The organism is Methanobrevibacter sp. (assembly GCF_045646205.1).
Taxonomy (GTDB): domain Archaea; phylum Methanobacteriota; class Methanobacteria; order Methanobacteriales; family Methanobacteriaceae; genus Methanocatella.
Map to the genome: position 1 here is coordinate 50,563 of NZ_JAZRKF010000048.1, position 15,040 is coordinate 65,602.

The following is a 15,040-nucleotide window of genomic DNA, read 5'->3' on the forward strand; positions in this document are numbered from 1 at the left end:
CACATTACTAAGTTACAACCAATGTATCCTTATTTTTTTCAAATCTTACAAACATTACTTTCAAAGCAGTATAGTATATGATAGAAAACAGGATTTCACCAAGCATTATTCCGACCAGGATACAGGCCCCATCAGGTAAAATATCCGCTAAGAATATCATCATCACTATTTCACAGATAATTTTTAAAATATTAAAAACAAGAGCATAATAACTTTTTCCAAATCCATTTAACATTTTCATTGAAATATACGAAAATGGATAAACCATGATTAAAACTATTCCAAATAATGCAATATAAAAAATTGAAGTTTCCATGCCGATGACTGAAAATGAGGCATACACCTCCCCAGATAGAACAAAGAACAATATTGCAATAACAGCAGAAATAAATAATGAATATTTAAGCACATATATATACATTTCATTTAATTCATCAATTTTTTTAGCACCGAACAAATGTCCTGTTACACTCATTAACCCTCTGCCCAACCCTTTTATTGGAGATCTCAACAAATTTCTAATTTTAATTGAAACAGCATAAAGCACTAATCCAGTTTCCCCAAGTTCCATAATTAAGATTGAATTAATGAAGATTGCTAAAATACAGGACATGGAATCATCAATGAAATTTGGAATAGCTACCTTAAATATTTCATACAATATGTGGAATTTAAATTTAAAGTATTTTAAACTTAAAGGGACTTTTGTTTTTCCGCCCAGATATAAATATAAAAAAGCTAAAACTCCAACTAACGATGAAATAATAGATGCATAAGCAACTCCATTCAGCCCCATTTTAAATACAAATAAGAAAATAGGATCCAAAATCAGATTTAGGATATTTGAAAGAACAATGATTATTACTGGAGTTTTAGAATTTCCTTCCGATTGCAATGTTTCACAGAATACGTTGGTAAATATGAATACGATAGAACATATAAATAAAGGATTTAAATACTCCAGAATATAACTTTGATTTTCAATTACATTCATTAAAAATAGTAAATCATCCAATAAATCTATTGAAAGCAAAATAAAAATCCATACGATTACAGAAACCAATACTCCATGAATTAATGAATTATATGAACTTTCATAATCATTTGAACCAATATATCGGGACATTATTGAATTTGTCCCCTGTCCTATTGAATCACCAAATGTTGAAATTAACAGTAAAACTGGCGCCGATGCACCTACTGCAAATACGGCATCCATACTAAAAGCACTTACCCATAACATGTCTGCAATACTGTAAAAAGTCTCAAAAATTAAAAATATGGAAATTGGAATAGATAATTTCCAAAATGATTTTTTTGGAAGAGAAATCAAATCAATATTTCTTTTATTTTGCTCTTCTTCATGCATAGTATCAGACATGAATAAATAACTGATTTAAAAAAAATGATAATAAGGATTTGCGAAAATCCTTAGTGTCCTACATAATATCTTAAAATTGCACCAATACCACCGAACGCACGGTAAAGCTGCATACCTTCTTCGGTTTCGGTGGAAATGAATTCTACAGTAGTGTTCATTTCCTCAGCCAATTCTACAAAATCATCCACTAAAAGTTCTGAATCTTCTTCTTTAATTAATTCATTACAATTAGGACAGCGTTCTTCAAGTGAATCCGCTTCAGATTGATTTTTAACCGTGATTTTTGTTTCATAACCACAGCTTCCGCATTTAAAGGTTTTACGCATTGATGATAAATCTTCTGATAAGAGCAATGTATCAACAGCACCAATGATTAAATTATTCCTGACTTCATCTTCACCGTAGGAGTATAAACCGTCATCTTTTCTGAGTTCACCTAAAAACTTTTGAATGACTTCTTTTTCATGAATAACGTCCAGTTCATTTAAGATATCAGTGGATTTATTGATAACTTCACGGATACCAAAATCTCCTGTATATGATGTGTCCACAGTTGCAATAATCTTATCCTTGATTTCATATTGGATATAATCGGCATCGACCAAATCGTTTTTGGTAAAACCCGGCCCACCAATGACAACAGCTTTCAAATCATCTTTCAACGGTAAAAACTCATCGTTGATACGTTTGGCGATACGTTTTAAGAATTCACGGGCCTCATCTTCAATTACACGATCGAACCTTCTTTGTGATTGCCCACCGGCCTTATGCTTACCTGGAACACCACTTGTTAACTTACCTACAATGTTGACTTTTTTACCTTTTAAAGTAGCGATTGTAGCTTCTTTTCTGTCAACTACAGCCAATCCGTAAGTGTCTCTTTCTTCAATCATGTATTCAAGAGGTTCCAGGAAGAATTCATTGTTACATTTATACCAGTAAGTGACAACAGGTTCAGGTGGCTCTATAATGTATTTTTCCATTTTTTCAGTACCCGGACCGCCTTTAGGAATCATACCTACGAATAAAACCAAACCGTGTTCAGGAGGCTGTTTGTATAAACGTATGCTCTGAAGGATAACCTCAATAGCTGACTGAACATTCTTTTTGGTTTGTTTACTCTTGATGTTGGCACTCTGTCCGAGTTCATCCCTCATATGTTTACCGACATCACTGAGTTGTTTGTCCGGAGGAATATAAACTGAAACAAGCTCTGTACCCCTTCCTCTTTTTTGTGATAATTCTTTTAAAGTTTTTTTGAATTCATATAATTCTTTTGATGAGACTTCTGACATAATATCCCCTATAATAAAATTAATATAATATATAAAATTATCTACTTACAAATATAAATAATTAATGAAAAAATAGCCATTTTTTAAGATAATTTTTCTTTTCCATAATAATTAAATAATTCAATTTCCTCTTTTGGAATCGTTTCAATTTCAAGCAAATCCAAAGCCGTTAGCTTTTTAACCTCTTCACCCAAGCACAGATAAGTGTCGGGATATTCATTGTGGCCCAGCATATTCCAGATAATCGAATCATTGAAAACAAGTTCCAGATACCAGTCATAACCGTCCAGAACAGGCGAATCGTGACTTTTGGATTTGTTCTGATAACTTTCAAAAATCCATTCATATACCCCATATTTTTCCAAAAGATCAAATAAGATATCCAAATCGGCATTTTCCTTTTCAAAGTATCCTGCAACTTCACTCTTTTTAACATCGATTATGATGCCTGACCGAGGCATATCCTGAGGATGAGCTTCATAATGTCCGAATTCGATAGAGGTCAAATCAAGTTTGTTATTCTCATTATCATAAACGCCATCTCTTTTAATGTCAAAAAACAGATTGGTTACAATTATTTCAAGATGTGTGATGTTTAAAACGTCAAAATTGAATAATTCGAACAGTATTTTTCCAAAAGCCAACCATTTTTCGGGGAAATTATTTTTGATGCAATATTCACAATATTCATCGGAAAAATAAAGGTTTATATTGCAGGAATAGACGTTTTCCAGCTTCTCGAAATAGGAAAAAGTATCTGAGTCAAAATCCTTAAAAAGATTTAAATCTTCAAAGCGTTCAATAAATCTACTGATTGATTTTTCATCCAAAGTATAGATTTTGCTTGAAATTCTTGATTTCAATTCATTTAAAATAGATGAGTAATAGTAACTGGCCAGATAATCTGTTTCAAAGAATCTGTCAGGATAAATCATTTCATTGATGTTGAAATAAGCATTACCTCTTTTTAAATCAATGATGAAGCATTCATAATGCTTATTTAACTTTTTGAAATTGAATCTTTGAATAATCTCTATTTTTTCAAGCAACATTTTCACCCGAAAGAAGTCTAATATATTATATTATGTCAATGAATAGTTTTAAATAAATTGATAAACTAATTTAAAATAAAGTGATAATATGGTCGTAAGAAGATGTCCTCAATGCCACGCAACAAGTGATGATCAGTACGGATTTTGTATAAGATGCGGATATGAATTCTCCAAAATGGAAGTTGATGCGAATACTTGTCCTTTATGCAATTTTCCAAATCCTGATGAGGCAGATTACTGTGTTAAATGTGGCAGTCCATTGATTTTTAAGCAAAACTTTGAAAATAATCAGACATCAGTAGGTCCAATCATCATCCAAAAAAGAGTCGTTGGAGATGAGCAAAGCTATAACGGGCCTCGAACAAGCAGAATATTGATTCTTTTAGGTTACATCTTCTCAATTTTAGGCGGACTTTTAGGTCTTATCATTGCAATTTATCTTATAACCAGAAAAGATCCTGTTGCAAAAAAACACGGACGTATACAACTTTTAATATTCATATTCTATCTGGTTCTTCTCTTAATACTGATTTTAACAGGAACCATAACTGGAGATACTTTAATGCAGTATAGTCAGTTAAATTTAGCCAATATGACTAACCTGACCTTATAACGGGCAAATACATTATTATAGCCCCATCACCACCATCATAATAATTGGGAACTATTCTGTCTACCTTAAAATTAAATCCTTTGTAAAATTCGTATGCTCCAGTATTATTCTCATTAACTTCCAGATAGATATTTGCTATGTTAAACATCAGTAAAATCTGAATGGCTTTTGAGAGTAAGCGGGTTCCGGCCCTTTTTCTTCTGTAATTTTTATCAACGGCAAGGGAAATGATGTGGCCCTGATTTTCATATTTTATCCAAAAAATAACATAACCGATAACATATCCGTCCTCTTCAGCCACCAAAAACCCGGTACCCATATCATAAAGACCCTTAAATGTGTTAATTCCATATGACTGGGAAAAAGACATATTTTCAATTTCAAAAACTCTTTTTAAATCGGCTAAAGTGAATTCACGAATAATCATTCAAATAGAATATATAAATACACTACTATTAATAATTTACTTGAAAAAAAATAGATAAATAATATAAAAAATATATTTTAGAATAATTGAAAAGTTTGGTTTTGGTTGAATGTGGGAAAGCTTTAAAGAATTTATATTAACCCAATGCAATAAAAACCCCACCAGAATTGCTGAAGTGGGTGTTGGAAGATATTTTGATGTTTATGACTTCTTAAATAAAGAGGAAAATATCGTAATAATTAAAACGGATATTGACCCAAAAGACGATGCTACAGTCCGAGATGACATTGCAAATCCCAATTTGGAGTTATATGAAAATGTTGATATCATTTACTCAATCAGACCGCCTTATGAAATTCAGCCACATTTATACAATTTAGCCAAAAAAATTAACTCAACATTGATAATAAAGCCTCTTTTTAATGAAGATTTAAATATAAAGGCCAGTGACATTGAATTAAAAAACTATAAAAAGTCAAGTTTCTACATCAGGTGCGCAAATGACGAATGACCCCTTATCCAAATTTAAAACATCCGAAAACGGATTGGATGAAAGTGAAGTTCAAAAAAGACAGGAAAAATATGGTCCGAATGAACTTGTAGAGGAAAAAGCAAAAGGTCCAATCTTTCTTTTTTTAGAGCAATTCGTAGATGTTTTAATAGCCCTTTTAATTATTGCAGCCATTGCTGCTTATGCCATTGGAGACGTTATTGATGCCGGAGTAATCGCTCTTGCAATTTTATTAAATGTCATCATGGGTTTTATACAGGAATACCGATCCCAAAAAGCTGTGGAAAGTCTTAAAACATTAATAACAAAAACCGCAGTTGTCAGAAGAGCGGGAGAAATTAAAACAATAGATTCAAAGGAGCTCACCATTGGAGATATTGTAATTTTGGAAGAGGGAATAAAAATACCTGCAGACATGATTTTAATTGAATCAAACAATTTAATTGTTGATGAATCATCCCTTACCGGAGAATCCGAAGGCGTTGATAAAGACATTAATGATGAAGCATACATGGATTCAAACATCTTATCCGGAAATGCAGTGGGAGTCGTATCCAACATAGGAATGGCCACAAGCATTGGTAAAATTGCCGAAGTTGTTCAGCAGGAGTCAAGCGAAACCCCCCTTCAAAGAAAAGTGGACAGACTGGGAAAATCCCTCTCAGCCATTGCAATAATCGTGTGTATAGCAGTTTTTATTTTGGAACTATTTAAAGGAGTTCCATTGGTTCAGACATTTATGACCGCAGTTTCCCTTGCTGTTGCAGCTATTCCTGAAGGGTTGCCTGCTGTTTTAACATTAACATTGGCACTGGGTATGCAGCAGATGGCAAAATCCAACGCTATCGTTAAAAAACTGCTTTCTGTTGAAACTCTAGGATCATGTACTGTAATATGCAGTGACAAAACAGGTACGTTAACCGAAAACAAAATGACCGTTACGGATTCATTTTATTACAATGAGGAGAAAACTGCAATCATTGGAAGACTGTGCAACAATGCAATACTCAGGGAAAATGAATCCATCGGAAACTCAACAGACATTGCAATTTTAAAGCATTTTGAAGATAATGCCGGTGAAAATAATACATATGAGCGAGTTAATGAAATCCCACTTGACCGTTCTCGTAAAATTATGACAACTGAATATACGTGTGACGGTAAAAATAATATTATTTTATCAAAAGGTGCTCCAGAAATAATAATCTCTAAGTGTAAACACATAGATAATGAAGGAACTATTGAAATAATCACACCTGAAATTAAGGAAACGCTATCCAAAAAAATTAGTGAAATGACTGAAAATGCATTAAGGGTAATAGGATTTGCATATAAAAACAAGGATGAAAACCCTGATGAAGAAAATCTCATTTTTACAGGTCTTGTCGGAATAATCGACCCTGCCAAAAAAAGTGCCGAAAGGGCAGTGAAAGCATGTAAAAAAGCAGGCATTAAAGTGGTAATGATTACAGGAGACCACAAAAAAACAGCTACAGCCATTGCAAAAGACCTTAAGATACTGACAACAGGAAAAGTCATAACAGGAGATGAACTGGATTCATTGACTGATGAGGAATACCTGGAAATAGTTGAAGACATACAGGTTTATGCCCGTGTGAAACCAACACAGAAAATGAGAATAGTTGAAACTTTAAAACAAAAGGACAATATCGTTTCAATGACAGGGGACGGTGTGAATGATGCTCCTGCACTTAAAAAAGCATCAATCGGAGTTGCAATGGGAAGCGGTACGGACGTTGCCCGTGAAGCAGCAGACATGATAATAGAGGATGACGACTTTGCAACAATAGTAAAGGCAATTAAAGAGGGAAGAAAAATCTACGACAACATCAAAAGATTTGTAAAGTTCCAGGTATCAACCAATGTGGGGGCAATACTGACAATAATTGCCACATCAATCCTGTCTCTGCCAATACCGTTTAACCCGGCACAGTTGTTATGGATTAATATTGTAATGGACGGGCCGCCTGCACAGACATTAGGTCTGGAAGGTGCTGAAAAAGACATAATGGAGAGAAACCCAGAAAACGGAGATATTTTAAATAGAAGCGTGTTGCTTAAAATATTCATATCAGGAATAGTAATGGCCATCGGTACTGTGGGAGTATTCATTTATGAACTGAATACGACAAGCAGCGCCAAGGCAATGACCGTTGCATTTACATTATTCGTAGTTTATCAATTATTTAACGCATATAACTGTAAGGCAAATTCCGAAAGCTCAAGCAAATACCTTTACATTGGAATAATAATATCATTAATCCTGCAAATTCTAATCATATACATCCCTCAACTGCAGATAATATTTAAAACAACATCAATCGGATTAACTGATTGGATAATTATCCTAATTGTGGCATTTACAATAATAATTGCTGAAAAAATCATGAATAAAGTGATAAAATGAAAAAATTAAACATAATGCTTCTGGGAGGAACAAAAGACTCCACAGAATTAATAAAGCACCTGAAAGCTAACTACGATACGAATATTTTAACCACAACAACTACAGAATACGGATCAAAGCTGGCTCTTGAAGCCGGAAGTGACGAAACAATAGCAAGACCGCTTCTGAAAGATGAAATAATTGAACTGATTAATAACTCTGAATTTGATTTACTGATTGATGCAACCCACCCGTTTGCCGAACACATCACACACACCAGCGTAAGCGTTTCCAAAATCTGTGAAATAGCATATATCCGCTTTGAAAGGCCATCACTGAATCTTGATGAATTCGATACATCACACATAATCTATGCAAAATCATTTGAAAATGCCGGAGAAATCATATCAAAGGAAATTCCCGATGGAAACATATTGCATTTTGCCGGAGCAAACACCATGGAAGATGTTTTGAAAAATGTTTCAAAGGAAAGGTTTTATCCACGTGTTTTAAAAGTTCCAAAATCAATGGAAAAATGTGAAAAACTGGGAATTGAAGATGATCATATCATAGCCATGAAAGGTGCCGCCAGCTTAAAGGAAAACATCGATTTAATTGAAAAGTATGATGCAAGTGTCATGATAACAAAGGAAAGCGGCGAAATAGGCGGAGTCATCGAAAAGATTGAAGCGGCAAATCAGAAAGATATATCTCTAATAATGATTAAAAGACCAGTCATTGAAGAATTGAATAAAAAAGATATTGTTTCCAATTTGGATGAATTTGATAAAAAATTAGAAAGCTTATTTTAAAAATAAATAGCGCCGAGACTGAGATTTGAACTCAGGAGGAGAAACTCCACGGGATTTCAAGTCCCGCGCCTTACCAGACTAGACTACCTCGGCAAACAAAACAAATTACAAATTATTCAAATATAAAAAACCAAAAATTATTAATAACGCCGAGACTGGGATTTGAACCCAGGCGGAGAAACTCCACGGGATTTCAAGTCCCGCGCCTTACCAGGCTAGACTATCTCGGCTTTATGATTATAACAAGGAAATATTTAGAGGAATCTAAATATTTATCCTTTAAGTTCTATTTCAATACTTACATTATCAGGAACATTAACTTTCATTACTTGTCTCATAGCACGTTCGTCAGCTCCAATACCGACTAAACGTTTGTGAATCCTAAGTTCCCATTTTTCCCAAGAAGCTTTTCCTTCTCCATCAGGAGATTTTCTTGTAGGTACTACTAATTTTTTAGTAGGTAATGGAATAGGACCAGATAAATCAACTCCAGTTCTTTCAGCAATATTTTTGAGTTGATCACAAACATATGCTAATTTTTCTGGGTCTGTTCCAGTAAGCTTAATTCTTGCTTGATTCATTAATTATCCTCCAAAATACAAAAAAAGAAAAGAAAGTGTTAAGTATAAAACTTAAACACAACTTTCAACACTTATTGTTTTTCAGTAATTTCAATACATAAACCAGCTGCAACAGTTTGACCCATATCCCTGATAGCAAATCTACCCATTTGTGGGATTTCTTTTGCATTTTCGAGACACATTGGTTTAGTTGGTTTGATTTTAACAATAGCTGCGTTACCGGTTTTTAAGAAGTCTGGGTTTTCTTCGTCAACAGCACCAGTAGCAGGGTTTAATTTTTGCATTAATTCTAAGAAAGTACATGCTACTTGAGAGGTGTGACAGTGGAATACAGGAGTGTATCCAACGGTGATAACACCAGGGTGTTGTAAAACAACAATTTGTGCTTTGAATTCTCTTGCTACGGTAGGAGCAGCATCAGTGTGTCCAGCTACGTCTCCTCTTCTGATATCGTTTTTACCTACACCTCTTACGTTGAATCCGATGTTGTCACCAGGTTCAGCGGTTTCGAATACTTCGTGGTGCATTTCGATAGATTTAACTTCCCCAGAAGCTCCAGCAGGTTGGAAGATAACGTTTTCACCTTTTTTCATGATACCGGTTTCAACTCTTCCTACAGGTACAGTACCTACACCAGTAATGGAATAAACATCTTGGATAGGAACTCTTAAAGGTAAGTCAGTAGGTTTTTCAGGTGGAGTTAATTTGTCTAAAGCGTCAATTAATGCGTCACCTTTGTACCAGGAAGTGTTAGGACTTGCTTCTTTAATGTTGTCCCCTTCAAATGCAGATAATGGGATGAAAGGTACTTCAGCTGGGTTGAATCCTACAGTTTTAATTAAGTTAGATACTTCTTCTTTTAATTCGTTGTATTTGTCTTCACTGTAATCTACTAAATCAATTTTGTTAATAGCTACGATTAATTGGTTGATACCTAAAGTTTTGGATAAGAACACGTGTTCTTTAGTTTGTGGCATAACACCGTCATCAGCTGCAACAACTAATACACCTGCGTCTGCTTGGGAAGCACCAGTGATCATGTTTTTAACGAAGTCTCTGTGTCCTGGGCAGTCTACTACAGTGTAGTCGTATTTTTTAGTGGAGAATTTTTGGTGAGCTAAGTCAATGGTTACTCCTCTTTCTTGTTCTTCTTTGGTAGTATCCATAATAAATCTGAATTTGTCTTCTCCAGATGCTAATTGTTGTTCATTGATAGTACCAGCTTTTACTAATAAGTTTCCAACTAAAGTGGATTTTCCGTGGTCAACGTGTCCAATAAATGCTAAGTTAAGATGTTCTTTTTCTTTTGCCATTATAATAACCTCTTTTGTAATTATTAACAAACATATCTATAAGCTTAAATGTTAGCTTAATAAAGTATTTTATTTCTCAACATATAAAAAGATATGTTTTTTTCATGAATTTTTAATAAAAATATAAAAAAATTAAAAATTAAAAAATTTTAATTTTATAAATCGCCTAAGTAGTGGCTTGCAGGGAATGGTTCTGCAGATAAACCTTTTCTTTGTCTGATTTCCCTTACGATTTGATTTTGCATTTCACGAGGAAGTGGTTCAAATCCAGCGATTTCAGTAGACCATAAACATCTACCTTCAGCAGCGGATCTGATATCTCCAGCGAAACCAAACATTTCAGCTACAGGTACTTTGGATTCAATTCTAGCCATGTCACCGGTCTCTTGACCCATGTTGACGATTTGACCTCTTCTGTTTTGAATCTCACGAGTACATGCACCCATATAATCGTTAGGAGTATCGATAACTACTTTTTGCATAGGTTCGAGTAATGAAGGTTCTGCAAGCATCATGGAACCTAAGATTGCGTTCCTGATTGCAGGCAATACTTGAGCAGGTCCTCTGTGAACTGCGTCTTCGTGAAGTTTTGCATCGTGGAGCTTGAATTTTAATCCCATGGAGATTTCTTCTCCTAAAGGACCTTTTTCCAAAGCGGATTCAAATCCTTCAAGTAAAAGTTCTTTTACTTCATCCAAGTATTGGATACCACGAGTCATGTTGAGGAAGATGCTTCTGTTGTGAACAGACCATACTCTTCTAGCTTCTTCTTTATCTAATCCTAATTCGATGAAATCGTTAGCAGATTCTTTACCTTTAACTCTGCCTTCTTTGATGTCTCCTTCTTGGATAGCATTGAAGAGAGCAGGTTCAATAGGTTCAACGGTAATGTAGAATCTGTTGTGTTTGTTAGGAGATTTACCTTCAACTTGTGGGGAAAGTTTTCTTACGGTTTCCCTGTATACGACAATAGGTTCGGAAGTTGTGATGTCTACACCTTTATCTTTGATTCTGTAACCGATAACTTCCAAGTGAAGTTCACCCATACCGGATACTAAGTGTTCACCGGTTTCTTCGTTAATGGTAATCTTAACGGTAGGGTCTTCCTTACCGGTTTGTCTTAATACTTCAATCAATTTTGGTAAGTCTTTGGTATTTTTAGCTTCAACAGCAACGGTAACTACAGGCTCGGAGATGTGTTCTAATCCTTCAAACTCAGTGATTTTGTCTTCAGGAGAACATAAGGTTTCACCAGCGATAGCTCCTTTTGCACCTGCAATGTATACGATGTTACCTGCAGGAACCTTGTCGGTGTTAACCCTTTCAGGTCCGAAGTATACACCTACTTGCTGTACTCTGGATTTACCGTGGGAACCGACCATGTAAACCTCGGTACCTTTTTCAATGGATCCTCCGTAAACCCTACCTGTTGCGATTTCACCAGCGTGTTTGTCTACGGATACGTTGGTAACCATTACAGCTAAAGGTCCGTCAGGAGCGGTAGTGATCATACATTCACCAGCAGGGGAATCGATGTCTCCGTCCCAGATGTTAGGTACTCTGTAGACTTGTGCTTCTTTAGGGGAAGGCAAGTGTTCCACTACCATACCTAATAATACATCGGATAAAGGTACTTTTTGAGCTAATTCCTTTTCATTGCCAGCATTACAGTAATCGATAATGTCTTTAAAGTTAATTCCGGTTTCTTGCATGGTTGGAACGTTGATAGCCCAGTTGTGGTATGCTGAACCGAAAGCTACACTACCATCGGTGAAGTCCAATTTCCATTCTTCCAATTTCTCTTTAGGAGCCATGTTTTTAATCAATTTATTAGCTTCCATGAAGATTTTCAAGAATCTGTTTTGTAACTCTTCAGGTTCTAACTTTAACTCGTTGATTAATCTGTCAACTTTGTTGATGAATAAAACTGGTTTTACGTTTTCTTTTAAAGCTTGTCTGAATACGGTTTCGGTTTGTGGCATGATCCCTTCTACAGCACAAACTACTACTACTGCACCGTCTACAGCTCTCATTGCACGAGTTACGTCCCCACCGAAGTCAACGTGACCTGGAGTATCGATTAAGTTAATTAAGTATTCGCTGTCTTTGTAATCGTGTACCATGGATACGTTAGCCGCATCGATAGTGATACCACGAGCTTGTTCCTGTTCATCGAAATCCAAGAATCTTTGGTCCCCAGCAAGTTCTTCGGAAATCATTCCTGCACCTGCTAAAAGGTTATCAGATAAAGTGGTTTTACCGTGATCGATGTGAGCACAGATACCAATGTTTCTGATTTGTTCCGGTTCGTACATTAACTCTTTGATTTTTGCAATCATTTTGTCTCTTCTACTCAAAATAACCACCTATAATATGAACGTTATATGATTAGTGTGCTGCTTTAGCAACTCTTTCTTTTTCTTCAGCTTTTCTTAAAGCGAAACTTCTTGAATCTTCTTCAGAAGCAAGAATTAATTCTTCAGCTAAGCATTCTGCAACAGATTTTCTGTTTTTAAATGAAGATTGTAAAGTACCTCTAGTCAAGAATCCTAATGAAAGGTCAACTCTTCTTTGTGGAGAAATGTCTACAGCAACTTGGTAACCGATACCACCGTATTTAATACGGGTAGTTTCTTCACGAGGTGCAGTGTTTTCGACTGCGGTAACTAAAACTTGAACAGGGTTCTTTTTAGTCCTTTTGTTGATGATTTCTAAAGCTTCTTTAACAATGTTGTAAGCTTTGTTTTTCTTACCGGAGTTGAGATGGGTTCTCATAACCTTATTCATTAATCTTTCAACAATTGATACTTTTGATTTTGCGAATTGTCTTTTTACGTGTCTACCAGAAGTGTGTGGAACTAAAGTTTCATCCAAGCAGATATATTTTACTAAACCTAAGTCCTCAACTTTTACTTCATCGAGATCCCATTTGTCGAATAATTTACTCATAAATATAACCACCTTATCTTACAGGTTTTTCTATTTTTCCACTTACCATTTCTGATAAAGCTACATTATTTACTTTGGAAACTTTCCAACGAACCCCAGGAATATCCCCCATGGATCTTCCGGATGGTCCACCGATTCCTTCAATCATTACTTCATCGTGCTCATCGATAAATCCAATAGCTCCGTCACCTGGTGCGAAAGCAGTTAATTGTTTACCGTTTTTAATCAATTGAACACGTACACATTTACGAATAGCAGAGTTAGGTTGTTTTGCTTCTATCCCTACTTTCTCAATTACAATACCTCTAGCTTGAGGTGCCCCTTCGAGAGGGTCAGCTTTAACGTCTAATCTTAAAGCTCTTCTTTTGTAATCTACATCTTTCCACTTAAAATTTTGTCTATTCTTTTTAAGTTTTTTTGCAGCAAAAAGTCCTGGCATAATTTATTCCTCTAATCTTTTTGTTAAAAACATATCTAAGAATCCACCGCTGCGATTTATACTATATAACGATAGTACAATCTAAATTCAAAGATATTAATCAGTAATAATAATTAATTTAGATAAATAAGTTTATCTAAAAGAAGATATCTTGAAATGAAATTCAAAACATTGACAAAAAGCACACATAGTCAAGTTATAAAAAAGTACAGATATCTTATGATAAAATATATATTTCCACCTTTATAAAGGTATGTTTTTTTAGGTATAAAATAAAATAAAAATAAGTTTTCTTTAAAAAATAAAATTTATAAAATAGCTAAAAAAGCTATTTTAAAATAATATTGTCAATATTATGTTGTCTATTTGCTAATAATTTAGCTCTTTCAATATTGATTCCATTTTTACCGATAGCAATACGTTTGTTGGTATTGTCTGCTGTGACAGTAGCTATTTTTTCGCCTGACTGCTTTTGACTAATTTTGACAGTCTGCAACTTCGCAGGGGATAAAACATTTTTAATAAATTGTATCGGATCATCATCCAATTCGATAATCTCGACTCCTTTATCTACTGCTCTTTGAACTTTAGATACGGAACTTCCTTTCTTACCGATTGCAAGTCCCATGTCACCATTCTTAACAACGAAAGTAACTTTTCCATGTTCATCATCGATAATGCAATCCTTAACCATTGCTCCAGTCATATTTTCGAAAAGAGCTATGTATCTAATTTCATTTGCACTAAATTTAATAGACACTTAAATCTACCTCAAATCGTCTAATATTGTAGAATCTCCTGGATCGTTTACGATTAATGTAGCAACAGTGAAAGGTTTACCACAAACAGAACCCAAATCTACACTGGTTCCATCATATACGAAGGATGGAATTTCGGAAAGATTTGCATAATATTCAACATCTTCAAGAATTTCTTTAGGAGCGTTACTTGCAACAACAACGAGTTGGCCTTTTCCTAATTTTAAAGATTGAATTGATTTTTCAGAGCCTAAAGTTACATCACCAGTATCTACAGCGACCCTGATTCCTCTATCTACGTCCATCATCTAGCCTCCTATTCATTTTTATAATCCATTTTGACACCGACAGAACCGGTACCAAGAGGTATTGGTTGTCCAATAATAATATTTTCGATGATACCTGTTAAATCATCCACTTCACCGCGAATACTTGCGTTAAGCAAATGTTTACCAGTTTCTTCAAAAGCTGCACGAGCTAATACACTTGATTTTTCACCACT

General features: G+C 34.8%; 15 protein-coding genes, 2 tRNA genes and 1 pseudogene. 4 read left to right on the top strand and 14 right to left on the bottom strand.

Translation table 11 applies throughout. The features are described from left to right. Positions 1-7 precede the first annotated feature (7 nt). The 3 genes from ACKI44_RS08990 to ACKI44_RS09000 form a co-directional block, all read right to left on the bottom strand. A complete protein-coding gene (locus ACKI44_RS08990) occupies positions 8-1,381 on the bottom strand; it encodes an MATE family efflux transporter (RefSeq protein ID WP_407423615.1) in 1,374 nt (457 codons plus the stop codon). A 50-nt stretch (positions 1,382-1,431) separates the two neighbouring features. Further along, the gene (prf1, locus tag ACKI44_RS08995) at positions 1,432-2,676 is read right to left on the bottom strand and encodes a peptide chain release factor aRF-1 (protein ID WP_407423617.1); all 1,245 of its coding nucleotides are present in this window, start codon (positions 2,674-2,676) and stop codon (positions 1,432-1,434) included. 83 nt (positions 2,677-2,759) lie between these two features. After that, positions 2,760-3,725: a hypothetical protein gene (locus ACKI44_RS09000; RefSeq protein WP_407423619.1), complete on the bottom strand. Its 966-nt coding sequence runs from the start codon at positions 3,723-3,725 to the stop codon at positions 2,760-2,762. Between the two features lie 91 nt (positions 3,726-3,816). Here ACKI44_RS09000 and ACKI44_RS09005 point away from each other — a divergent pair, with 91 nt between their 5' ends. Further along, entirely contained in the window at positions 3,817-4,341 is a 525-nt protein-coding gene (locus ACKI44_RS09005) for a zinc ribbon domain-containing protein (protein WP_407423621.1), read from the top strand. Here the strand turns inward: ACKI44_RS09005 and rimI are convergent. After that, positions 4,325-4,768 carry a ribosomal protein S18-alanine N-acetyltransferase gene (rimI, locus tag ACKI44_RS09010; RefSeq protein ID WP_407423623.1) on the bottom strand — a complete coding sequence of 148 codons (444 nt, stop codon included), beginning with the start codon at positions 4,766-4,768 and terminating at the stop codon, positions 4,325-4,327. The two genes, ACKI44_RS09005 and rimI, sit on opposite strands and share 17 nt — an antisense overlap. A gap of 109 nt (positions 4,769-4,877) precedes the next feature. Here rimI and ACKI44_RS09015 point away from each other — a divergent pair, with 109 nt between their 5' ends. The 3 genes from ACKI44_RS09015 to cobK are packed head-to-tail and all read left to right on the top strand — an operon-like array spanning position 4,878 to position 8,498. After that, positions 4,878-5,279 (top strand): UPF0146 family protein, encoded by a 402-nt coding sequence (locus ACKI44_RS09015; protein WP_407423625.1) that lies wholly within the window; start codon positions 4,878-4,880, stop codon positions 5,277-5,279. Then, entirely contained in the window at positions 5,269-7,707 is a 2,439-nt protein-coding gene (locus ACKI44_RS09020; RefSeq protein ID WP_407423627.1) for a calcium-translocating P-type ATPase, PMCA-type, read from the top strand. The genes ACKI44_RS09015 and ACKI44_RS09020 overlap by 11 nt, the downstream gene beginning before the upstream one ends. Beyond that, positions 7,704-8,498 carry a precorrin-6A reductase gene (gene cobK / locus ACKI44_RS09025; RefSeq protein WP_407423629.1) on the top strand — a complete coding sequence of 265 codons (795 nt, stop codon included), beginning with the start codon at positions 7,704-7,706 and terminating at the stop codon, positions 8,496-8,498. Before ACKI44_RS09020 ends, cobK begins: the two co-directional genes overlap by 4 nt. A gap of 10 nt (positions 8,499-8,508) precedes the next feature. Here the strand turns inward: cobK and ACKI44_RS09030 are convergent. The 10 genes and pseudogenes from ACKI44_RS09030 to ACKI44_RS09075 form a co-directional block, all read right to left on the bottom strand. Next, positions 8,509-8,591: transfer RNA gene (locus ACKI44_RS09030), tRNA-Ser, on the bottom strand. A 54-nt stretch (positions 8,592-8,645) separates the two neighbouring features. Then, a tRNA-Ser gene (locus tag ACKI44_RS09035) sits at positions 8,646-8,728 on the bottom strand. A 42-nt stretch (positions 8,729-8,770) separates the two neighbouring features. Further along, positions 8,771-9,079 carry a 30S ribosomal protein S10 gene (gene rpsJ / locus ACKI44_RS09040; RefSeq protein ID WP_058739846.1) on the bottom strand — a complete coding sequence of 103 codons (309 nt, stop codon included), beginning with the start codon at positions 9,077-9,079 and terminating at the stop codon, positions 8,771-8,773. Between the two features lie 71 nt (positions 9,080-9,150). Next, a complete protein-coding gene (gene tuf / locus ACKI44_RS09045) occupies positions 9,151-10,392 on the bottom strand; it encodes a translation elongation factor EF-1 subunit alpha (protein WP_407423631.1) in 1,242 nt (413 codons plus the stop codon). Between the two features lie 155 nt (positions 10,393-10,547). After that, positions 10,548-12,749, bottom strand: coding sequence for an elongation factor EF-2 (locus ACKI44_RS09050; protein WP_407423633.1), 2,202 nt, complete (start codon positions 12,747-12,749; stop codon positions 10,548-10,550). A gap of 31 nt (positions 12,750-12,780) precedes the next feature. Further along, positions 12,781-13,341, bottom strand: coding sequence for a 30S ribosomal protein S7 (locus ACKI44_RS09055; protein WP_407423635.1), 561 nt, complete (start codon positions 13,339-13,341; stop codon positions 12,781-12,783). A gap of 13 nt (positions 13,342-13,354) precedes the next feature. Next, positions 13,355-13,780, bottom strand: coding sequence for a 30S ribosomal protein S12 (locus tag ACKI44_RS09060; RefSeq protein ID WP_067044341.1), 426 nt, complete (start codon positions 13,778-13,780; stop codon positions 13,355-13,357). Positions 13,781-14,108: 328 nt separating this feature from the next. Then, positions 14,109-14,540 (bottom strand): NusA-like transcription termination signal-binding factor, encoded by a 432-nt coding sequence (locus ACKI44_RS09065; protein ID WP_292744083.1) that lies wholly within the window; start codon positions 14,538-14,540, stop codon positions 14,109-14,111. A gap of 6 nt (positions 14,541-14,546) precedes the next feature. Next, positions 14,547-14,846, bottom strand: coding sequence for a 50S ribosomal protein L30e (locus ACKI44_RS09070; protein ID WP_407423637.1), 300 nt, complete (start codon positions 14,844-14,846; stop codon positions 14,547-14,549). 8 nt (positions 14,847-14,854) lie between these two features. After that, positions 14,855-15,040: pseudogene (locus tag ACKI44_RS09075) on the bottom strand (DNA-directed RNA polymerase subunit A''); the annotation flags it as partial.